Raw genomic sequence first — 22,945 nt, 5'->3', positions numbered from 1 at the left:
ATTGTTATCTAATATAAGTTTAGTATAATTATATATGAATAAGAGGGGTGGATTAATGGCGTTAACAGAATTTACAATTCAAGGAGATAAATTTAATGGTAAAAATTTATTATTAAATTTATACTTTTTAACAAATGCGAAAAGTAAATTTACTGATGATGATGTTAAGAATCTACGCTTAAAGAATATTACAACAGTGAATGGATTAGACCTTTTTTTAAAAAAAGATATTTATATTGCTGATTTTTTTGTTAGTTTAATTAATGATCAAGCAAAGATTAAAAAAGATAAAAAAGGAGAAACAAAAGAGTTGTATGATATTTTAATTCGTTTTAAATCAATTACGGGTTTTGATGATATTTTAGATCTAAATTTGTCATTAACAATCCTTGGTGATATTGATCCACAAATTGGCATTGTTAATGTTAAAAATATCTTTTTAACAGCAATGGAAAAAGAGAAACAAGAATTTGAAACAATGGCAACTACTGTTGTTTTAGAAATAGCGGATAATTTTCGGATTGATGAAGCAAAACTACAAACTATTTTTGATTCAAATGTTTTTGCTAATATGAAGTTTTTGATTTCATCTTTTTCGGAAGAAAAAGAACGTTGATTACAATATCTTCAATTTCAAAGTCAGAATTTAGAATATAAACGTAATAATTCATGTTTATATTTAACACGGAAATTAACAGAATATATAAAAATTCCAAAAACAGTTACGACCTTAGAAGCCTTCCATGATGCGCGTTTTTTGGCTCATAATTTTTGATATGTTAACAAAATGCATTTTGTCAATAAAAACATTAAAATTAATCCTTCTTTTGAGGAAGTTATTGTTATTGAGTTAGAACTAATTTTAGAGGATTTTAATAAATATCTTGTGTTAAAAGGATTAAATAATTTAAGTATTGCCGGATCGCAGATTAATCGAGCATATCAAAAAGAGACACCATTAACCTTATTTACTTTTAATTTTAGTGATAGTTATGCCCAAGATGGAACAGATATCTATGATTTAGGTTTTAATATTACAACAACAAAAGAACATCAAAATCCTAATTTTAATGTTATTAAAGAATTAATGAAATTGTATATGATTGAAAATAATATTACAAAAGAAAAAGAAATTGATTCAGAAACAATTAAATTAGCTGTTGACCATTTAAGCAAGTATCAAATCATTAGTTGCTTTTATGAAATAAAAAATGATGATGATATTTCATTAAAAGAACTAACAAACATTATTCCCCGGTATGGTTATTTAACTTATATTGGAAAAGGAGATTCAATTTTAATTCGTCGTAGTAGTGTAATTTTAGATAAAATTAGTAAAAATGATGTTGCTAACCCTTATTTAATTAACTATATTTTTAATATTGAAGATGTTAAATTAAAATCACAACATCATTTAATAACGTTAGAACAGCTACATTTTGCTTCTACTAATTTGAATTTAAATCAAAAAAAGGCATTAGTTAAAGCCCTTAATTCGCAAGATATTTTCTTATTGCAAGGGCCACCAGGAACAGGGAAAACAGAGTTTATTGTTGAATTAGTTTATCAATATGCTAAACTTGGAAAAAAAGTTTTGATGTCTTCTCAAAATCATACTGCGATTGATAATGTTTTAACGAGATTATATAAGACGCCAATGTTAGTACCATTACGGTTAACCGGCGAAGAAGTTCGAAAAAAAAATCGTTTTAATGATTTTAATCCGGATAAATTAATTTTTAATAATTATCGCTTTATTTATTCTCATTTAATGCGTCAGTACTTAACAAAATGGAATGCAATTGACTATGATTATGAAAATCAAAAAAAAGAGTTACAAAGTCTTAAAGCTCGTGCGAAGATGCTTGAACAGGAAACCAAAGATTATAATACTTGAACACAAAAGGTAAATGAGTTAGTTGCAGAACAAGAAATGCTAGGTAATCAAAAATTGGAATATCAAAAGGATAACCGAAGATTAAAAGTTGACATTAATAATATTGATAATGCAATAGAGTTTTTAGGCAACTTAAATTGAGAAGGGATTATTACTTCAACAACAGATTTAGTTGAATTATTTAATAAGTATTTTGGAACTTTAATTCAAGAAAAACTAGGTTTTCAATTTGATGAATCATATTCTTTAACAAATACCTATCAACAATTATTAACAGAATCAGGACCTGTCAATCCATTATTAGTAAAAAAAGAACAAGAATTAACAGAATTAAAGAATGTTAGTCAAGCATTTCGTGATGATGCATGAATTGAAAAACTTCAAGTGGCCCAAAATGAAATTTTAGAATTAAAACAACAACTTTCGTTAAAACAAGAAAATGTTGTTTATCAAAATTTGCAACGAGAATTTAAAAAAGACCTTTTAAAGTTAAAAGGTCAATATGAAAAACAAATTAATGATAACGAAAAATTAATAAATCAAATTGATGTTAATAAAAATAAGCGAGAAATATCATATTTAGAAAGTGACATTGCAGCATTAAATAACCGAATTAATACTTTGAAAATTGAGATTGAAAATATTGTTAATAGTATTAATCATGTTTTTAACTTAAATTTAGTTGTAAAAGATATCACGGCAACAATTAATGAAATTGATAAGGTTATTAATAGCATTGATCATGATATGAAGACTATTATTAATGAAAAAGCAACAAAGGGTAATTTTGTTAATAATATGATTACTTTCTTAGATAAAAATTATAATATTGCTGATTTCTTAAACCAAGAAGGTATTCAAAATGATCGTTTTACCTCCGCAATGGAACGTGATACCGTTAACTATGCCAATCAATTTTTACAAGATAGTGTTAATGTTGTTGCAATGACAGCAACTTCAAATCAATCATATGTCCAAAGTAAAAATAAGGTTTTACAGGATTATAATATTGCTGATATTGATATTAAAAAATTTGGGTTCGATGTTGTTGTGATTGATGAGGTAAGTAAATTAACACCAATGGAAATCTTTATGCCATTAGTTTATGGTAAAGCCGTCGTTCTAGTGGGTGATTATCGTCAGCTACCACCAATCATGCCATATCGTGAAGAAGATGTTGCTTTAGTTAATGATATTTATAACGAAAATTATAGTTATAATGATTTTTTAGAGCTAGTGACTAATTCAATGTTTAAAAAGATTATTTCGAAATGTGATGATTCAGTTAAAGAGATTTTAATTAATCAATATCGTAGTCATGAAGACATTATGCGGATTGTTAATGTTTTTTATGAAAATCAATTGCAGCTAGGAGACGAAATAAATCAAAATAATGAAAAACAGCATTATGTTACAGTTGAAAACGAGAAGGGGTTAAAAATTTTCGATAGTGAGAAAGCAATTTATTGAATTGATTCAACAAAAGATGAAAATCAAAATTTTGTTTATGAACAAGGCGAAAGTGGTAGTACCAGTCTTTTTAATTGATTAGAAATTAATTTAACGATTAAAGCGCTTCAGTTAATTGAACTAGGATATAATAATTTAACCACTAAATTAGAAAAACAGCCAAAAGTGGCGGTTATTAGTTTTTATGGATTACATGTAAAAAAATTACGGAAAACTATTAGTAATTTAAAATTTAAAAATATTAAAGTTGAAGTTTCAACTGTTGATGATTATCAAGGACGAGAAACAGAAATTGTTATTGTGAATACTGTTCGTCATCCGCAAAGACAACTTAATGCTAATAAAGAATTTATTAAAAAATATGAGCGGTTAAATGTTGCTTTTTCTCGAGCAAAGAATATGTTAATTATTATTGGGGCAGTTAATTTCTTTGCTAATATTGATGTTGAGATTTCAACGGTTATTAATCCAAATGTTACAACAACAATTAAAGCATATTATGAAATTTTGCGAATTATTAATAATTATGGTCTTATTTGATATGCAAAAGATTTGTTATCATAGAAGTTAGAGGTAGAAAATGAAATTAGGAATAGTTAAGGTCTATAAAAACTGAAAAAAATTAACAACAGTTGTTGGTTATCAAACTCCGAAGAGACCAGCTTTTTTTCAGTATGTAATTTTAAATGCTATTGCTAATTATCCGAATAAAGAAAAGTCCTTGGCCAATATTTTACAAGAAGAATTGCAGATTTTTAACCTTAAAATTTACGCTGAATGTTTAAAGGAGTTAATTGAAAAGGAAAACACGATTGAAATTAATTCGCAAGGGTCATTAAATTATTTGGCTAATAGTTATGCTGAGCAAGAATGAATTGATCGAGCAATTGGGATTTTTTATATTTCCAAAGAAGCATTACAAGCCCTAGAGAAGGGTTACTTGTTAAGTAAAAATAATAATCGTGAGGCAACAATTGATTTTCTGTTTGATATTTTTACTAACCAACGATATATTAATAATGAACATTTGATGATAACGGAAAAAATTAATAATAATGATTTAACTATTTTTCCAGAACATGAACCAAGTTTTACTGGTAGTGATTTATTTAAGTTTTTAGAAGATTATAAAACTACTCCTAATAAATATAATATGTTTAGTGATGATACAACATTTACTTCAATTCGAAAGAAACAACAGGAAATTAAGCATAACAATGAGCAAATTAATAAATTATTAACTGATGTTTATGAAGCAAAGGAAGTAGTGTTAACTTTAACTACTTTTAAAGATATTAAAATGCAAGTTATCAATGATAAAAACTTGCAAAACGTTATTGAAAATAATGTTAATTTACGAACAAAAATTTTAGATTATTTTTTGACAACAATGACAAAGGATTTAACAACGGATTTTAATTTAAATATTCAAAAGATTGTAACAAATACATTAGAAAGTGATTATCAACAAGATCCTCGTCATATTACTTCAACATTAATAAATCCTCGAATTTTAATTATTAATGCAACAAGTGTTAATCCAAAGGCCGTTTTAAATCACAAATATTATTTTGATAATAATGTTCATTGTATTATTTTTGTTAATGCTGAGCATAGTACTGAAATAAGTGATTTAACCGGTTCAATTCCAATTTTTTACTTAGATAAAACCATTTTACCAATTCATGATTATTTCTTAACATTATTTCTTAATGATAAAAATGAGACAGAAGACTATGTGTTACAGTCAACTGAATTAATAATGTTAAACCGGCAAATTATTACAGCACAAAAGTTTTTACCAGATCATAGTAAACTTTTATTTAAAAAAATTTTACAAAGTTTAGAAACCTTGTTAAAAAATGAGCAAGAAAATATTTATGAAACAATTCATAGTAATAAGGTTAATAATCTTTTTATTTATTGTTATTTAATTGACCTTTTTAATCAAAATGAAAATGCTTTTGATAATATTTTAAAAGGGATTAGTGCAAATGATTTTCAAAATAAGATTTCAATTTTATATAAATGTGAACAAATTTTAACTAATTTTATTTTAAAACCAAATTATTTTACAAAGATGCATATGCTTTTAATTACTGCAATGAAACAACAAGCAAAAGATCAACAGCATATTGTTAAAGGATATCAAGTTTTAACAAACAATGATTTGTTAGCAAGTAAAGAAGTTTTAAGTATGTTACAAGAACTTTATCATCAAGATGATGTGACATTAAAACAATTATTAGAATTAACTAATGTTGCAAGTTCAACAATTGTAGAAAAAATTTGAAATCAAAATTTATTCGCTATTTTAACCAAATTTCTTTTTGCTCTTAATAATGATAATTTACATCGTGAATTATTTGAAGAAGTCACTACAATAAATTTAAGTAAGAATATTACTTTATTGGTTAATCTGTATGGTTATGCTGAAGAGTATCTAAAGTATTTTAATGAAATGAAAAAACGGGAAACAAGTGGATTGCAGCGTCATTGGCAAGATATTTGAGCTAAGATTACAACTATTAGTGAACGTTTTAAAAATATTAACCATGGCGATGATTTAACCATTCAATTATTAGGGTCCTTGTCACAATTAGAAATTACCTACAAAGCTATTAAGTTTAAAGAAATGTTTAATTCGAAACCTAAATTTCAGGAATACCTTGATTTTTGTTATTTTGATAAAGCCGCGTTATATTTGATAAATATAATGGAAGAAAAAATTACTGCTATTTTAAAAGCAAAAGACCAACGCTTGAAAGGAATTAATAAAAAATTATTTGTTTGTAAAGAACTTTTTGATAAAAACAAGCAAAAAGAAATGATGAGAATATATCATGAATTACGACTATATTTATATTGTGAAAAAGCCCGTGATGAACAAAACGATAATAAAAATTGTGGGGCATTAAAAAAACTACAGCAAGAAATAGAAGAGGTGTTAAACTAATGAGTATGAGCGTTGAACAGGTAATGTATAATTATCAAAAAAAAATTGAAAGATTAAGTTTAAATATTAATTTTGTTAAAGAAAACTTACAATTATTATTAAAGCAACTAAAAAGTATTGATGCTAGTGGACTAAATTGCCAAGCAATTGAAACATATTTACAAGAATTAAATCAAATTCTAATTGATTTAGAAACTAATCCGTTAGTTGCAGAACTGCAAAAGGTTAAACATGTTGAGTTAGAATTAGCAAAACAAGTTAATTTTTTCTTAGAACAAAAAACATTGCGTTTAGCAGAAATTCAACAAAAAATTGAAGTGTTAAAAGTAAAAGTTATTGAGGATGAAACAAAACAACGATTAATAAATTTGAAAAATCGTACTAATTTAAATTATCAAACATTAGAACAAGAACTATTGGGGATGTTTGATGATAATATTACAAAAGCTTTTATTATGAATTTTTTCAAAACAAATAAAAACCAGCTTGTTAATTTAGACCCAAATACAATTTCAGATCTTGTGCAAGATGAAATTAATAACTATCGTGCTTCGGCAGACTTTATGAAAAATCAGTATTTAAATAGTTTTAAAGCCCAAATTGGCGACGATAAATTTATTAATGCTGAGTTAGCACCGGTACTAGAAGAATTTAGCCAAACTGGTGTTAATGATTCGGATGCTTTGAATCAAAAAGCATTGGCTTTACAAAATAAAATTATTAGTCAACAATTAGATGAATCAGCTCGAAAACATGCAATCGCCGCAATTTTACAAGCAATTCAAAAACGTGGTTTTATTGTTGATAGTAATGATATTCGAATTACGAAGGAAAACGATGATAGTCTTGTCATTGTTTATGCTAAAAAAGTAACGGGAGAAGAAGCAATTTTTAAAGTATATCTTGATGGACGGTTTACTTACAAATTTGAAGGTTATGAAGGGCATGCCCATTATGTTGATGAACAACCATTTGTTAATGATTTATCGATGTATGATGTATCATTATCAAAAGAAATAAAAAAAACATATTTAAATCCTGATAAAATTATGAATCAAGCAAAAGTGCAAATTGATCATAAAACAAAAAAGAAATAATATTAAATATGCCAAGAAAAATGGGCACATAAACTTGTTCTTTATGCGTCCATTTTATTTTAGATATTTACTGTTATAATATTTTTTAGAAATAAGGAGAATGGCATTTTAAAAATAATTTACGGGGAATAAGTAGTATAATAACTTATAGTGAGATTAATTATTTTTAGAATTAATTCCTAATTTTATTTTAAAAAAATTAGAATCAAAGTAATGATTAGAGGGAGTACATAAATGAGTGTTAAAAGTAATTTAGACAAATTAAAGAACCAAATTGGGATTAAACGTTGTGTTATTCTTGAAGGAAACGTTAATGATATTTATCAAATAAATAACAGTTATGTCGGTTTAAAAGATAAATTACGTGGTTTATTAAAGGAGAAAGGTTTTAATGACATTTTTACTTGAGATCGAATTGATGGATTAACTGGTGGAAATATTAAAAACTTAGCTCTAACAGCTGAACCACAACAAAAAAGCAAAGAAGGGGAAGCTTATGATTTTGGTCAAGAAGTAATTAATAATGCTAATAACCAAGATAATGGTCCAACTGGACAGTTTCCAACTTTAGCAGAATTTTTTGCCATTGTTCGTCGAAATATGTTAACACCAAGTCCTAAAAAAGTTGCTTTTGTTGCTGATTTTTCAGATTATTTATTTTCAAATGAACAAGCATTGAGTGAAGAGGAACGTGTTAACTTAATCTCTTTAAGTAAAGCTTTTCGCGATAAAAAATTTGATCAATCAGAAATAGTTGATTTTGATACTGCAATTATTTTTATTACCAATAGTGTTGGAAAGTTACCAACATCATTTTATTTAAATAATCCGGATGTCACAACAATTACTTTAACGAAACCAAATCGCGAGGAACGTGAGAAATTTATTTTAACTAATAAGAGCTTTTTTAAGATTACGGAAGATTTAAGTACAGATATTCTAAAATTACAAGATATTTATGATACTATGGAGGGATGAACTTTGAAAGAAGTTTATCAATTAATTAAATTCTCAAACAATATTGATGAACGATTACCGTTTGAAAAATTATTAAATTCTTATCAATATGGTGATAAGGTTTCACCATGAGAAGAAATGAATTATGAAAAATTAGCAACAATTGAAACAGAGTTAAAAAAACGGGTTATTGGTCAAGACCATGCAATTATCAAAGTGAAAAATGTTGTTTATAAAGCTTTTACGGGGTTGTCTGGCGTTCAATACTCTTCAAAACGAACAAAGCCCAAGGGAACATTATTTTTTGTTGGTCCAACGGGGGTTGGGAAAACTGAATTGGCAAAAGCATTGGCAAAATTTCTATTTGGTGATGAAAAAAATTGTATTCGCTTTGATATGTCAGAATATAATCAGGAAGCTAGTGATCAAAAATTAATTGGAGCACCGCCAGGTTATGTTGGTTATGAAGAAGGTGGGCAATTAACTAATGCAATTAAAGAAAAACCTTTTAGTGTTTTATTATTTGATGAAATTGAAAAAGCACACCCACGAATTTTAGATAAGTTTTTACAAATTTTAGAAGATGGGCGCTTAACAGATAATAAGGGGCAAACTGTTAGTTTTTCTGATTCTTTTATTATCTTTACTTCAAATATTGGTGCTAGTGAAGTTGATGATAGTTTAGAATTTTCAGAGATTGAAAAGCAATTTATTCAAAAGGTTTCTGACCATTTTCGCACCGAATTAAGACGTCCAGAGTTATTAGGGCGAATTGGGAATAATATTATTCCGTTTAATTTTATTAAGGATATTAATTTTAAAGCAAAATTAATCACACAGAAATTACGGCCAATTCAAGTGGCGGTATGAGAAAAATATAAGGTGAAATTAGAGTTTATTCAGTTGGAACAAATTTTACCAATTATTATTCAAGATGCCGATGATAAAAAAGGGGGACGTGACTTGTTAAATAGTATTGAAAAACATATTGTTGATGGGTTAAGCTCCTTTATATTTACTAATCAAACTAGTTTTAAAGCGGGTCAAACAATTTTGGCACAAGCTAATGGTCATCAAATTGAATATAGCTTAAAATAAATAATGAGTAATTTAATTAATTTTAATCGGTTTGTTTCTTTTACAACAATTGAAGGCCCGGGGAACCGTTTCGCCTTATGAATGCAAGGATGTATTATTAATTGTAAAGGATGTAGTAACCAAGAAATGATTCCGTTAATTAATCGTAATGTAATGGAAGTTAGTGAACTTTTTAAAGCAATTAAGGATGCGCAAGAGCGCTTTCAAATTGAAGGAATTACTATTTTGGGAGGCGAACCGTTTATTCAACCACGGGCATTATTGGAATTAGTAACGTTGTGTCAAGCAAACAATTTAACAGTAATTGTTTTTTCTGGCTTTTTATACGAACTATTACAAGAAAAACACCCGGCAATTTTAGCTAAAATTGATATTTTAATTGATGGGCCATTTATTATTGAAAAACTAGACAAAAAACGGCGTTTAATTGGTTCAACCAATCAACGGGTAATTAAACTAAGTGATATTTATCAAGACAATGATTATTTTGAACAAAATATTATTGAAGCTGAATTTACTGTTACTAAAAATAATAGTATGATTATTAACGGCGATGGTGCACACCTCGTCAACAATGAAGAAACGATTTTAAAAAAAGAGGAGGACAAAAAAGATGGGAGCATTTAAACTAGATGGTGATGTGTTTTCACATATTAAACAAGATATTATTAAAGTTGGGGATAAATTAGAATTTAGAGCAACAAATGGTGATATGAGTGATTTTCATATTGATGATGTTAGAGCAAACTATAAAGTTATTTCGTCAATTCCAAGTATTGATACTAGTGTTTGTTATACACAAACAGTTAAGTTTAATGAAAGTATGAAGGATTATAATAATGCTCGTTTAATTACGATTTCAAGAGATTTACCATTTGCTCAAGAAAGATGTTGTGAATCGTTTAAAGATGAAGCACATTTCTTAATTTCGGATTATAATTATCGAGACTTTGGGGCAAAATCAGGATTGGTTTTTACCGATTCACAAATTTTACCACGAGCTGTAATTATTTTAAATGAAGATAATATCGTTGAATATCTTGAAATTGTTAGTCCAATTGGTAATGAGCCAAATTATCAAGCAGTGTATGATTTTTTAAGTAGTAAAAAAATAAAAAAGTATTGATAAAATACTTTTTTATTTTAAGGTTAAAAGTTCTTTGATCTCATCAAGGTCACGTAATTTTTCTTTATCAACGTTTAGTTTAAAACCATAACCTTCTTCCTTTTTATATTTCGGGATAATATGAAGATGATAATGAAAAACTTGTTGGAAAGCTTCACTTTTTTCATTACTAACATAATTAATTCCAACGGGGTGTAAAGCTTGATACATTTTTTGGGCAACCATTTTTCCAGCTTTTGCAACAGCTGCTAAATGTTCATCATCTGTCTCACTATAATACTCAAAGTGTTTTTTTGGAATTATTAAAGTATGACCATCACTGCTTGGAAATAAATCTAAAAAAGCGTAAACAAGATCATTTTCATAAATTTTTTTACTTGGAATTTCTTGGGCAATAATTTTACAAAAGATGCAATCACTTTTGTTCATTTTTACATCAGCTCCTTATAAAATAATTATAACAAATTTATGGGGGGGGGGGGGAATTAGAGGTCTAGAAAAAACAAATATTTAAGAATTTTTAATTTTCTTTACAAATTTATTGTTTTTCTGTTATAATTAAATATTATAAGTTATCTAATACTTCCTTGAGTTTTGTGGTATAATATATTTATGTAGCAACCAGAATGAGAGGAGATGATTATAATGGAAAATAATCGTGCAAAAACAGCTCATGATGAAGCTAGGGAAATTGTTGGGCGATACCGCATGTTAGGGGAAGATATTTATGCATATCTTGAAGTTTTAAAGCATCAAATTAGCCAACGAAAAAAAGTAATGAACCTAATGATTTAGAACAAGCGGCTTACTTTGAAGATTTACTAACATCTGTAAAAAAAGTTTGAAATGAAAAATATGAAGACTAATTAAATATTTTATAAAAGCAAACTATTTTGCTTTTTTTATTTTTAAAATAAAAAAAGAAGATTTTTTAATCTTCTTTTATAATAAATGATCCGATTGCATCAAATAAAGTTTGTGAATAAACGTTTTCTGGATTATAACCAAACGCTAATGAATATAGTCTTGTTTTTGCTGCTGTTTGCAAGTTTGATTGTTGAGCAAAAGTATATTCAATTCATTTTAAGATTTGTCCTTTAACATTTGAAATCTTTGTTGGAATTCCGTCTTTATCATAAAGTGGTTTTCCAGTTTCATCATATGTTCCTAAATAACCTTTTTGATTATATAATCATGATAATGAACGTTTAGCGCCTCCTTGTTGTGCGACTCATGCTTGGTCTAGATCAGTTGGTGTTCCTCCCGACCCATATCAAGTTAATGACAATTCCTTGTTATTTGCAGCATTATTTTGGTAATTAATGTTCATATTTTTCATTAAGTCAATTGTATAAATTGGTAACACTAGCACAACTGAACCAAATCTTCGGTTAGTATCTAAAAATTGATAACTTGAAGGGCTTGTTCCTTCGCCTGATTTAATAATTCCTGGTGTTGTTCCATCAATAATTTTTTGTTTATATGCATCAGCATTATTTAGAGTTGTAAAAATGTCATTTGGATTTTTATTTTTGTCAATTCCAACGAAACCTTTAAAACCACTAAGTCCAAAGATTGGATCAATTCCTTCGTTAACCATATTTTTGAATTCATCTCCATTTTTGGCATTAAACATCTCTTTTAGGGTTGTTGTTAGAGTATCCTCTTTGTTTGTTAAATCAGTATTTAAAGTTTCCACATTTTCCAATGGGCCACCGTTAGAAAATAGGTTATTTAAAGTAGTTGTGTCTGCTTTAAATTCTCAGACCATTTTAACATATGAATTTCAACGTGAACCACCAATTGTGTCTCATGTTTGCATCGCATTAAACAAAGCCCCATTTCGGTTCAAATAAATTTCAGTCTTATCGCCACTACTATAACGTTTAACTTCGTTTTGGTGTAAATAGGTTGCAGTAATAATCTTATCAATAACAGCTGGAACTTCAACATGTTTATAATAGTCATTAAAACGAATTTTTAAAGCAATTTTCTTTTCATCTTCTGTCATTTTATTAAAATCAGTATATTTACTTCCGGCAGGCTTAATTTGAATTTCAAAGTTATTTTCACCTTGATCTTTTCGTGATTTCGTATAATCAGGAGCTGTTCCAGATGTTTTTCAGAAATATGATTGAACTCCTCCGACATATCAATTTTCTGATTGGTAATCAGGAGCATATCCTTGCCCAGAAATTGTTAACTCCAATGGTGTATAATTTGACATTCCAGTTAAATATTTAGTATACAAATTATCAAGGGCAACTTGTTCAACAAAACTAACAATTTGTTTTGCTAGTTCATTTTCTGGTTTGCTAACATCGATTGTTACGCCAGTATAACGAGCTCTTGTTGCTTCTTCTGAAGCATAGAAGAATTTTGAAATATTAGTATCCAATAATCGTACGGCCATTGTTTTTAAGTCTGCTTTTGTAAAGATATCATTAAATGAATATTTTACATAATTTGATTGATTTTCTGAATCAATTTGGGCAATAATTCAACGCTTAACTTCATCAACGATCGCTGGGTCAGTAAAACGCTCAAAGCTCTTTTTCCCACAAGCAACAGCAGTGGTGCTGGCAGAAGTAACAATTGTTATTGCACCTAAGATGCTTAGTAGTTTTTTCATTATCTTCTACCCCCTATTGTGCTAAAGTCATCACGATATCAATTTTGATTACCGTTATTATAATATTTTGTTTTATCTGTTTCGAATGATTTAAATTGGTGTAATCAAAAGGCAGTTTGGGCAGGACTAGTATGAAGGCCTGAATAGTTTACTGTAATCTGTTCGTCTCAATATTTTGCTTTGGAAATTTTATCAATAATATCTCTTGTTTTAATTTCTGCTGCAGGTCCACCAGTTTTATAACCTTGAATTGTTTTATTTTCTGCTTCAAAACTACTATATAAACGTTGAACTGCTCCACCCGACAAGTTTGTTGTCATTGCACTAATAATTGATGTAAATCAGTCAGCATTATTGTGCCCTTGACCATCTTTAAAAGTAATAAAGTTTTTTAACCATTGGTTAGGACTAGCTCCATTTTGTAAAATTTTATTATTAAAATTATTGAAGAAGTCATATGGTCAGAACCAGTGTGTTTTATCATCTGCTGAACCAGAAGATGAAGATAATGTAAAATATTTTTTAACCTCATCTAAAACTTTAAATTTAAGTTTACTAGTACTATCATTATTAACTAAACTACGGTTTCCCAAAAATCATAACAATTGAGCATTAGTAAATTGTGTATTCATTTTTTGTTGTGATTTATCTGTTGTCATAATTTGTGTTTTGTCAGTCATTGCTTTATATGAAATGTTTGAATAATTTAAACTTTTAAATTGTCAGTCACTATTATAACTAGTATATGAAGTTGCAGTTGCATCAGTTAAATATTCACGACCATCAAGATGAACTAAATTTAGTCCATTTGTGTCAAAGAACGCAACTACCATATCTTTACCAGTTCCGATTGTTCAGTTTCCACTAATTTCATCACCAGCGGCTTTTCTCCCAATAGCACTTACTACTGCATCTAAATTAGCGGCTGGTGCTGCTGCCGTAGCTCCAATACTATTATAAACACTTGCTTTTAAAATATTGGATTTAACAGCATCTGCCTGTGTATTTAGTGTTAATAAGTCTGTTGATGCTGTTGCGGTTCCTTTGCTATTGTTAATAAAGTCATTTCAACTTAATGCGTTTTTTAAAGCACCTAAATCAGTATTAATTTGATTTTGAACATTTTCATCAAAACTATCTTTTGTAAATCCTGTATCAGTTGGCGTTGCCCCCGATTTAAAGGCGTAGGTTATTTTTGATATAGCTAACGGTTTTTCATTTTGGAATCAGTTTTCAATAAAATATTTTTGAAATAATGAATATTGGCCAGGATTATATGATTGTGATAAAAATGGCTTCCCAATTGTTGTTGCAGTTGCATCAGTAAAAACAGGTGTTGCTACTGGTGGGAATTTAACCATATATTTAGTAACATCATAACCTTCTGCTTTTAGGTTTGTAGCAATTGTTTCTAAACGAGCATTTATTGCATCAATTGTTAATTGGCTTAAATCTGCCCCAAAACTTCCACCTGCATTATATCAACTAAAAGCTAAAGCTACTTGTGTTCGTGAGTTTTGATCATTAGTATTTCAATCTTTTGCTTCTCCTCCCCCTTTAAGAAAATCAGCAAACGAACTTAATTTAGTCACTGAAGTTTCAGTTGTATTAGTTTGAAATGTTCGCATATTGTTGTTTAATAGAATATTAGTTAACATTTGTGTTGCACTAATTCCTCCATCAGCACCGGTTGTCATGATAGCGGCTTTATAATTTTGTTCTTCAATCTCATATTTTTTGTTTCCACTAGCACCAGTGATATCTTTATAATTTGAGTCTAAAAAATCATGGTATTTTTTTTCTCAATTTTTTTGGTCACTGTCTTTAAAACTTTGTTTCTTTTTCTCAACAGTATTATTTGTGTTTTGAACTAATAAATTTCATTGGTCTTTTAAAATGTCTCTTAAATCTTTATAGTCTGCAATATCACCAACTGTTGTTTGTGCAGTTGGGAAAAATTTATCCGGATTGGCTAAAATTGCCACACTTAAAATTTGCATTAATTGCACTGACATTTTAATTCTTGTTGGCCCATCTCATTGTGATGGATCATTCGTTCATGTTCCATTTCCCGCATCAACAAAGGGATTTGCTAAAACACTTCAAATATCAGGGGAAGTAATTTGTTTTCCACCATAAATTCCTGGGATTCAAGCTCAAATACTATCACCGTTCTCATTTTTATGTTGGTTATTTTTTTCCTTATTGCTACATGCCACTACCCCAGAAACTGTTGCCCCGACTATTACCATACTGCTAAGTATTGATAAAAGTTTCTTCATTTTGGTTCATCCTTCCTTTTGACTTATTATCCTATTGTACTTTTTGATAAAAAAATACTAAGTATATTTTTTTAAAAATAAAGTCTACTTTTATTGTACAATAAAAGTAGACTTTATTTTTAAAAAAATAAAGATATTTCACTTGAAAATGCCACAAGAAGCTCTTAAGAGGAGGGGTAAAAATGCAAAAAATTGAGATCAAAGATTTGTTTGTTTCTGCTGATAATGAGATGATTTTAAATGGTTTAAATTTAACTGTTAATATTAATGAAATTCACGCTTTAATGGGCCCAAATGGAAATGGAAAATCAACTTTATTATCAACAATTATGGGGCATCCTAGTTACACAGTGGAAAGTGGAGATATTTTAATTGATGGTGAAAGCATTTTAAATAAAACAGTTAATGAGCGTAGTAAAATGGGTGTTTTTTTTGCAATGCAATCACCAGTTGAAATTTCTGGAGTTTTAAATTTAGATTTTTTAAAAGCAATTATTAATGCTCATCGTGATGTTCCGATTAAGTTACCACAATTATATAATGATATTAATCATAATATTAAGAATTTAAAAATTGATGATAGTATGATTCGTCGTTATTTAAATACGGGTTTTTCTGGTGGGGAGAAGAAAAAGAACGAAATTTTACAATTAAATTTATTAAGACCAACGCTAGCTCTGATTGATGAAATTGATTCGGGGTTAGATGTTGATGCTTTAAATGTTGTTAGTGCTGAATTAAATAAAATGCGTCAAGAAAATTTTTCAGCAATTATTGTTTCACATTATGATCGTTTTTTCAATTTAGTACAGCCAACTCACGCTCATGTGATTGTTAAAGGGAAAATTGTTAAAAGTGGTGATTATAGTTTAGTTAAAAAAATTAATGAAGAGGGTTATGAATGATTATTACAGGAATTAAACTTAACATTTGATAATAAAACAGCAGAGACAAAACCTTTAACAGGAATTGGCTGTGCTGCGCAAAAAGGAAAATAACAATGCGAGTTTTACTGAACCAACAAGAAGTTGTTAGTGATAATCTTTCAATTAATGGCGCAATGCAAAACTTAACAATTGAAAATACTAATCCTGGTGAAGTTATTAATCTTAATTTTGTGGCTAATGTTGTTAATAAGACTTTTTTAATTTTTTTAAATTTAACTGCCGAAGCAACAATTAACTATAATATTCCTGCTCAAAATCAAATTAACATTATTAATATTTATAAAAACCATGAATGTGAACAAGTTGCTAATCTTTTTTATAATGTTTTAGAAAAAACTCATGTTAATGTTTATCATCTAAACATTGTTAATAGTAATATTACTGAAAATGTTACGTTTAATTTACAAGGCAAGCGTAGTTCGCTTAAATATTATTTAGCAAGTTTATCAACCCATAATTATCATAAAAATGCGATTATTTATGCACATCATTTGGCACTGGGAACTGAAAGTGATATTAAAACGTATTCAATCGCAAAGGATAATTCATTACAAACAGTTAAATGTACTAGTCACATTGAAAAAACAATGAGTAAGTCAGAAGCCCACCAAGAGTTAAGATTATTAGTTTTTGATAAGAACTCAAAAGCAATTTCTGATCCAATTTTATTAATTGATGAAAATGATATTAAGGCAAGTCATGCTAATGCTGTTGGAATGTTAGACCCTAAACAAATTTTTTATTTACAAACAAGGGGTTTAACAGTCAACCAAGCACGAAAATTAATTTGTATGGGGTATTTTAAAAATGTGATTGATGCAATTGAAGATGAAACATTACAAAAAAATATTATTGATGAAATTGATAAGGAAATTGGAGAATAAGTATGATTGATTATAGAAAAATGAGAGCAGAATTCCCCTTTTTTAAAAACAATGCTGACCAAATTTATCTTGATAGTTCAGCTACTAGTTTAAAACCTCAAATTGTGATTGATGCAATTAATAATTATTATAGTCACTTTGGAACTAATCCGCATAATACCGATAGTGATTTAGGGTATGAAACACATGTCCAATATGAAATGATTCGCGATAAAATTAAACATTTTATTAATGCTAAAAAAAATAAGGAAATTATTTTTACCCCTGGAACAACGTATAGTTTAAATCAAATTGCTTTTGGTTTAAGTGACTTTCTACATGAGGGGGATGAAATTTTAATTACAAAACAAGAGCATGGGGCGAATATCTTGCCATGATATCGTTTAGCATTAGAGAAAAAAGTTCATGTTAAATTCTTAGCTGAAAAAAATTTTCGAATTGATTTAGAGCAATTGGCCAAAGTGATTACTGCTAAAACAAAAATTGTTTCTTTTGCTAATGTTCCTAATATTTTAGGTTATGAAAATGATCCAATTGCAATTATTGCAATGATTAAAAAAATCAATCCAGAAGTAATTGTTGTAGTTGATTGTGCGCAAGGAATTATTCATATGCCAACTGATGTTCAAAAATGAAATGCTGATTTTATTACTTTTTCTGCTCATAAAATTTTTGGACCAACTGGAATTGGAATTTTGTGAGGAAAAGAAGAATTATTATTGAAATTAAAACCATTGATTGTTGGTGGAGGAATGAACGCGCGGATTGAAGGTAATGGTTTAGATTATCTTTTGAAAGGTTTGCCAGAACGGTTAGAAGCGGGGTCACCTAATATTGCCGATATTTTTGGATTTGGAGCAGCAATTGATTTTGTTAATGGCCTTACATTAAAAGAAATTATTAATTATACACATCAGTTAAAACAATATGCGCTTGAACAATTTAAGGAGAAATTAAAAGACAAGGTTATTATTTATAATGCTGATGTTAAAGCAGGAACACTAGTGTTTAATGTAAAAGATGTTTTTTGTCAAGATGTTGCTACGCATTTGGGTAGTCGTAATAAGATTACAGTTCGAAGTGGTGATCATTGTGCTCGTTTAATTGGAGAAATTATTCCGGAAAAAAATACAATTCGAGTTAGTTTTTCAATCTATAACAGTTATGAAGATATTGATTCATTAGTAATAGCACTGGCTAATGAAACAGCTTTTTTAGGAAGGTTGGTTTAAATGGAATTTGATAAAAATGATCCAATGTTTTTACGACAAATTATTATGGAACATTATTCAGAACCACAGCATAAGGGATTAACTAAAAAGACAACGGCACATTCAATTCATCAAGCTTCTGAATCATGTATTGATGATATTCATTTAGAATTAATTGTGACAGACGAAAAAATTATGATGGCACGATTTGATGGTGTTGGGTGTGCAATCTCAACCGCATCAACAGATATTATGGCCCAAGAATTAGAAGGAAAAACGATTCATGAAGGATTAGCAATTATTGACAATTATCTTGCCATGGTTTTTGATAAGCCATATGATGAAACAAAGTTAAATGAATTAATCGCTTTTATTAATATTGCAAAACAACCCAATCGAATTAAATGTGCCACAATTGGTATTTGTGGTTTTCAAATTTTATTATTAAATTTATTAAATACAAACAACAAAAAATAAAGGAGGTGTTATTAATGCCAAAGTTAAAACAAGAAAAACAAATTAAAGAAATTTCTAGTTATAAGTATGGTTTTAATGACGGAGATATTTCTTACTATAATACAGGGAAAGGTCTTAATGAAGATATTATTAATGAAATTTCAGATCATAAAAAGGAACCAGCGTGAATGCGGGAATATCGTTTAAAATCATATCGTAATTTCTTAAAAATTAATAATCCAAGTTGAGGACCAAATTTAGAATTTATGAATTTTGATGATTATATCTACTATATTAAACCAACTGACCATATTGCGACAAAATGAGAAGAAGTACCAGAAAAAATTAAAAATACTTTTGATCGTTTAGGATTACCAGCAGCGGAACGAGATTATTTAGCAGGAATAAAGGCACAATATGATAGTGAGCCAGTTTATGGTAGCATGTTAAAAGAGGTTGAAGAAAAAGGGGTCATCTTTTTAGACTGTGATACCGCTCTTCGTGAACATCCGGAGTTATTTAAAAAATATTTTGGAACATTAGTTCCAAATACGGATAATAAATATGCTGCTTTAAATAGTGCGGTGTGGTCAGGAGGATCATTTATTTATGTTCCTAAGGGTGTTAAACTAGATAAACCATTACAAGCTTATTTTCGTATTAATTACCAAAATAGTGGGCAGTTTGAACGAACATTAATTATTGTTGAAGATGATGCTGAGTTACATTATATCGAAGGATGTACTGCCCCAGTTTATTCTCGTGATTCTCTTCATGCTGCAATTGTTGAAATTTTTGTTGGGAAAAATGCTAAAATGCGTTATACAACAGTTCAAAATTGAAGTGATAATGTTCTAAACTTAGTAACAAAACGAAGTATTGTTGAAGAAAATGGACAAATGGAATGAATTGATGGTAATATTGGATCAAAAATTAATATGAAATACCCCAGTGTTATTTTAAAAGGAAACAACAGTAAAGGACAGTGTATCTCAATTGCTGTGGCAAAAGAAAATGTCATTCAAGATGCTGGTTCAAAAATGATTCATTTGGGGAAAAATACTTCTTCAAAAATTATTTCAAAATCAATGACCTTTAATGGGGGAACAGCTAATTATCGTGGGTTAGTTCACATTGGACCAAAAGCACAATATTCAAAAGCACGTGTTGAATGTGACACCTTAATTTTAGATGGAAAATCACATTCAGATACAATTCCACAAAATAAAGTTTATAATAATGAATCACAAATTGAACATGAAGCGACGGTTAGCAAAGTGTCAGAAGAACAATTATTTTATTTACAAAGTCGTGGTTTATCAGAACAAGAAGCTTTAGAAATGATTATAATGGGGTTTTTAGAACCTTTTACAAGAGAATTGCCAATGGAATATGCTGTTGAACTGAATCAATTAATTAAGATGGATATGGAAGGTAGTGTTGGTTAATGGCGGTTGCTGATAAACAACAAATTTGACGAGAAAAACTAATTGTACGTCAAAACATTACTTCATTGCTGCGGTATCAGAAAGAGCAGCAAATTTTTGAATTTTTTTTACCTCGACTGGTAGGAGATGATTTGCAATTTTATCAAATCACTAATTTAACAACTGATTTAGAATTTAATCAGCGGTATGGTTTTTATGAGTCACGGTCAACACTAACTTTAATTGAGAAAGATAAAATTGATGTTATTGTTGTTCCGATTGTCGCTTTTGATCAAAATAATTTTCGTTTAGGTTATGGGAAAGGTTATTATGATCGTTTTTTAAAAAATTATCACAAGATGGCAATTGGGTTAGCTTTTATTGAACAATTGGTGACCACACCATTACCAATTGAAAAACATGATATTAAAATTAAAACAATTATTAGTGCTTAATTAGACAAGGAGGAAACATGAATTTACCATTATTACGGATTGTTAGTAAATATTGATTTACGTCATTGCATACTTATTTAATAACATTAGTTTTACCAGTGTTATTATATTTTATTAGTACGCGTGTTACTAATATGTTTAATAGTAATGCTAGTTATTTAGCATTACTAGGGTCAATTTTACTAGTTGGTGTTTTAAATGGGATTCTTGATTTATCCATTGCTTTTTATGAATTTCGAAAAACAAGTTTTGCCCGGCAATTGCATTTATTGAAAGGGTCAATTTATCAGTTAATTTTTGTTTTAATTTTAATTAATTTAATGACCAGTTTAGTGGGGTCATTGTGGTTATTTTTAATTGCTTTTTTAAGTTATGGTGAAGCAATTCATGTTGAATGAATTAATTGGTTTAGTTTTTTTGGGCGATTATTTTATGTTTTTTTATTGCTTCATTAATTGGAATTCTAATTGCACTTTGTTCAAAGGATTTAAAAGTTATTTTAGTAGCTTCAATTTCTGTTTTTTTAATTTTTGCTTTTTAGGGGGTTTATTTTTCCCATTGAGAGTTGTTCGTAGTGATAAAATTTTAAATGTTATTGGTTATTTGTTAGTACCAAGTTATTCATCATCAATTATGGGTAGTGCTTTTTTTGGTCGGTTCCGGAATGAATTTTAGATTCAAATTTATATCCAAATTTGACATATTTCCCGGAATTGCATAATATTTGATTGCCAAGTTTAATTAGTTTTGGGTGAGGTTTTACTTTTTTTAGTTTAATTTTTGTTATTAAGATATGGACGAACACCACAAGCCACTGAAAATATTTTTTGGGAAGGCGGTTAGTAGGATGAAGTTAAGCCAGTAGACCTTTCTAAATTTAATTAGTCTTATTATATAACTCCTGGGTGTGAGTCATGTAATTATTTTGCAAACAAATAATTTAATGATTGTTATATAAAAAGCATTTTGGGGATGCTTTTTTGTTTACTATAACTAGAATTAAATTGTCCATTGCTAATTTGCTAGAAAGAGTACAAAAAGAATATGAAGAAAATATTAATAGCGCTATTTAGTAGTGCATTTATTTTGTCACTAACAGCAACAATTATTGCTTGTAAAAATACTGATGAGTTTATTTCATATAAAGATCCAGATTGGATTTATCACATGAAAACTGAAGAATCAGAAGAATTTACCGTCGGCTATGATAATTATTATTTATCATCGGCAAAAAGTAGTATTCAACAAAACAATTGGTTAGACCTTAACCAAGAAAGTCATGTGTATGTTCACTTTAAGAATATTACTAATATTGATGAAGTTATCGAAAAGTTATCATTTAGTGATACTGCTGATATGAAACCTGTAACTCAGATTTATGAGCCAATAACATTTACAAAAGCCGATAATGGTATGTATATTTCTAATCCCTTTTTAACGCAAAATACACCTGTTGGTGGATATACCATGATGGCACAATATAAATGGCAAGACATTAAAAATAGCAAAAATATGAAACAGCTAAACGATCGCTTTCAACAAGAGTTTAATGAACGTGGTACAATTGCTGATTCGCATCCAGTTCAAGAAGTAAATGGAACAAAATTTGTATGATGAGATTCTAATGTTTGAAGAAACTTATTGCAAACAGATATTCAAAAGGCAATTTATGGTGTTTGAAGTAGCACTGAAAATAAGATTCAAGTGGAAATTAACATTCCATTAAGCCTTGTAAGTAAAGGTTCAATTAAAGTGTCAAAGATAGATGCCCAAAATGTATTTTGAATTGATTTAAATTATCAAGAAGATTGAATAAATAATAGTTTTAACCAAGTGAAATACCTCTTACCCCACTGAGGTTTTTACTTTAAAATCAAATGTGAAAATAATGCCCAATATATTTCACCACAACTAATTCCTGCAATTAATAAGAACTTTCGTGCTTCCGATGTTTTGACATACTTAAAATCAAAAAAATAAATTCGTTTAATACTGAAGGTTATAAAAATGCCAAGATAATTTCATAATTTTCCAGTATAATTAATGTAAT

At 28.5% G+C, this 22,945-nt stretch carries 18 protein-coding genes; 15 read left to right on the top strand and 3 right to left on the bottom strand.

Features of this window, described 5'->3' with window-relative positions; translation table 4 throughout:
- Positions 1-55: 55 nt before the first annotated feature.
- The 6 genes from ACOBWH_RS08445 (at position 56) to tpx (ending at position 10,604) form a co-directional block, all read left to right on the top strand.
- Positions 56-3,931, top strand: a complete 3,876-nt coding sequence (locus ACOBWH_RS08445; protein ID WP_424526463.1) for an AAA domain-containing protein — start codon at positions 56-58, stop codon at positions 3,929-3,931.
- A 16-nt stretch (positions 3,932-3,947) separates the two neighbouring features.
- Positions 3,948-6,323, top strand: a complete 2,376-nt coding sequence (locus tag ACOBWH_RS08440; RefSeq protein ID WP_424526462.1) for a hypothetical protein — start codon at positions 3,948-3,950, stop codon at positions 6,321-6,323.
- Positions 6,323-7,420 (top strand): hypothetical protein, encoded by a 1,098-nt coding sequence (locus ACOBWH_RS08435; protein ID WP_424526461.1) that lies wholly within the window; start codon positions 6,323-6,325, stop codon positions 7,418-7,420. Before ACOBWH_RS08440 ends, ACOBWH_RS08435 begins: the two co-directional genes overlap by 1 nt.
- Before the next feature lie 234 nt (positions 7,421-7,654).
- Positions 7,655-9,475 (top strand): AAA family ATPase, encoded by a 1,821-nt coding sequence (locus ACOBWH_RS08430; RefSeq protein WP_424526460.1) that lies wholly within the window; start codon positions 7,655-7,657, stop codon positions 9,473-9,475.
- 3 nt (positions 9,476-9,478) lie between these two features.
- On the top strand, positions 9,479-10,102 hold the full coding sequence (locus ACOBWH_RS08425; RefSeq protein ID WP_070407188.1) for a 4Fe-4S single cluster domain-containing protein: 624 nt from the start codon (positions 9,479-9,481) through the stop codon (positions 10,100-10,102).
- Positions 10,089-10,604, top strand: a complete 516-nt coding sequence (tpx, locus tag ACOBWH_RS08420; protein ID WP_424526459.1) for a thiol peroxidase — start codon at positions 10,089-10,091, stop codon at positions 10,602-10,604. Before ACOBWH_RS08425 ends, tpx begins: the two co-directional genes overlap by 14 nt.
- A 9-nt stretch (positions 10,605-10,613) precedes the next feature.
- Here the strand turns inward: tpx and ACOBWH_RS08415 are convergent, their stop codons facing one another.
- On the bottom strand, positions 10,614-11,030 hold the full coding sequence (locus ACOBWH_RS08415) for an HIT family protein (protein ID WP_424526458.1): 417 nt from the start codon (positions 11,028-11,030) through the stop codon (positions 10,614-10,616).
- 216 nt (positions 11,031-11,246) lie between these two features.
- Between ACOBWH_RS08415 and ACOBWH_RS08410 the strand changes: the two genes are divergently transcribed.
- Positions 11,247-11,396, top strand: coding sequence for a hypothetical protein (locus ACOBWH_RS08410; protein ID WP_424526457.1), 150 nt, complete (start codon positions 11,247-11,249; stop codon positions 11,394-11,396).
- A gap of 136 nt (positions 11,397-11,532) precedes the next feature.
- On the opposite strand, the gene ACOBWH_RS08405 is transcribed toward ACOBWH_RS08410, so the two are convergent.
- Positions 11,533-13,233 carry a lipoprotein gene (locus ACOBWH_RS08405; protein WP_424526456.1) on the bottom strand — a complete coding sequence of 567 codons (1,701 nt, stop codon included), beginning with the start codon at positions 13,231-13,233 and terminating at the stop codon, positions 11,533-11,535.
- A complete protein-coding gene (locus ACOBWH_RS08400; RefSeq protein ID WP_424526455.1) occupies positions 13,233-15,515 on the bottom strand; it encodes a lipoprotein in 2,283 nt (760 codons plus the stop codon). The genes ACOBWH_RS08405 and ACOBWH_RS08400 overlap by 1 nt, the downstream gene beginning before the upstream one ends.
- 182 nt (positions 15,516-15,697) lie before the next feature.
- Between ACOBWH_RS08400 and sufC the strand changes: the two genes are divergently transcribed.
- The 8 genes from sufC (at position 15,698) to ACOBWH_RS08360 (ending at position 22,875) form a co-directional block, all read left to right on the top strand.
- Complete coding sequence (gene sufC / locus ACOBWH_RS08395) at positions 15,698-16,513, top strand: Fe-S cluster assembly ATPase SufC (protein WP_070407182.1); 816 nt, start codon at positions 15,698-15,700, stop codon at positions 16,511-16,513.
- Positions 16,514-16,515: 2 nt separating this feature from the next.
- On the top strand, positions 16,516-17,346 hold the full coding sequence (locus ACOBWH_RS08390) for a SufB/SufD family protein (protein WP_424526454.1): 831 nt from the start codon (positions 16,516-16,518) through the stop codon (positions 17,344-17,346).
- A gap of 2 nt (positions 17,347-17,348) precedes the next feature.
- Positions 17,349-18,578, top strand: a complete 1,230-nt coding sequence (locus ACOBWH_RS08385) for an aminotransferase class V-fold PLP-dependent enzyme (RefSeq protein WP_424526453.1) — start codon at positions 17,349-17,351, stop codon at positions 18,576-18,578.
- Entirely contained in the window at positions 18,579-19,034 is a 456-nt protein-coding gene (sufU, locus tag ACOBWH_RS08380; protein ID WP_424526452.1) for a Fe-S cluster assembly sulfur transfer protein SufU, read from the top strand.
- A 14-nt stretch (positions 19,035-19,048) separates the two neighbouring features.
- On the top strand, positions 19,049-20,461 hold the full coding sequence (sufB, locus tag ACOBWH_RS08375; RefSeq protein ID WP_070407178.1) for a Fe-S cluster assembly protein SufB: 1,413 nt from the start codon (positions 19,049-19,051) through the stop codon (positions 20,459-20,461).
- Entirely contained in the window at positions 20,461-20,895 is a 435-nt protein-coding gene (locus tag ACOBWH_RS08370; RefSeq protein WP_424526451.1) for a 5-formyltetrahydrofolate cyclo-ligase, read from the top strand. The genes sufB and ACOBWH_RS08370 overlap by 1 nt, the downstream gene beginning before the upstream one ends.
- Positions 20,896-20,912: 17 nt before the next feature.
- A complete protein-coding gene (locus ACOBWH_RS08365) occupies positions 20,913-21,350 on the top strand; it encodes a hypothetical protein (protein ID WP_424526450.1) in 438 nt (145 codons plus the stop codon).
- Positions 21,351-21,939: 589 nt separating this feature from the next.
- Positions 21,940-22,875, top strand: coding sequence for a hypothetical protein (locus tag ACOBWH_RS08360; RefSeq protein ID WP_424526449.1), 936 nt, complete (start codon positions 21,940-21,942; stop codon positions 22,873-22,875).
- Positions 22,876-22,945 lie beyond the last annotated feature (70 nt).

It is taken from the genome of Spiroplasma endosymbiont of Glossina fuscipes fuscipes (assembly GCF_049669535.1).
GTDB lineage: Bacteria > Bacillota_I > Bacilli_A > Mycoplasmatales > Mycoplasmataceae > Spiroplasma.
This window is presented reverse-complemented; position numbering and strand designations above follow the sequence as displayed.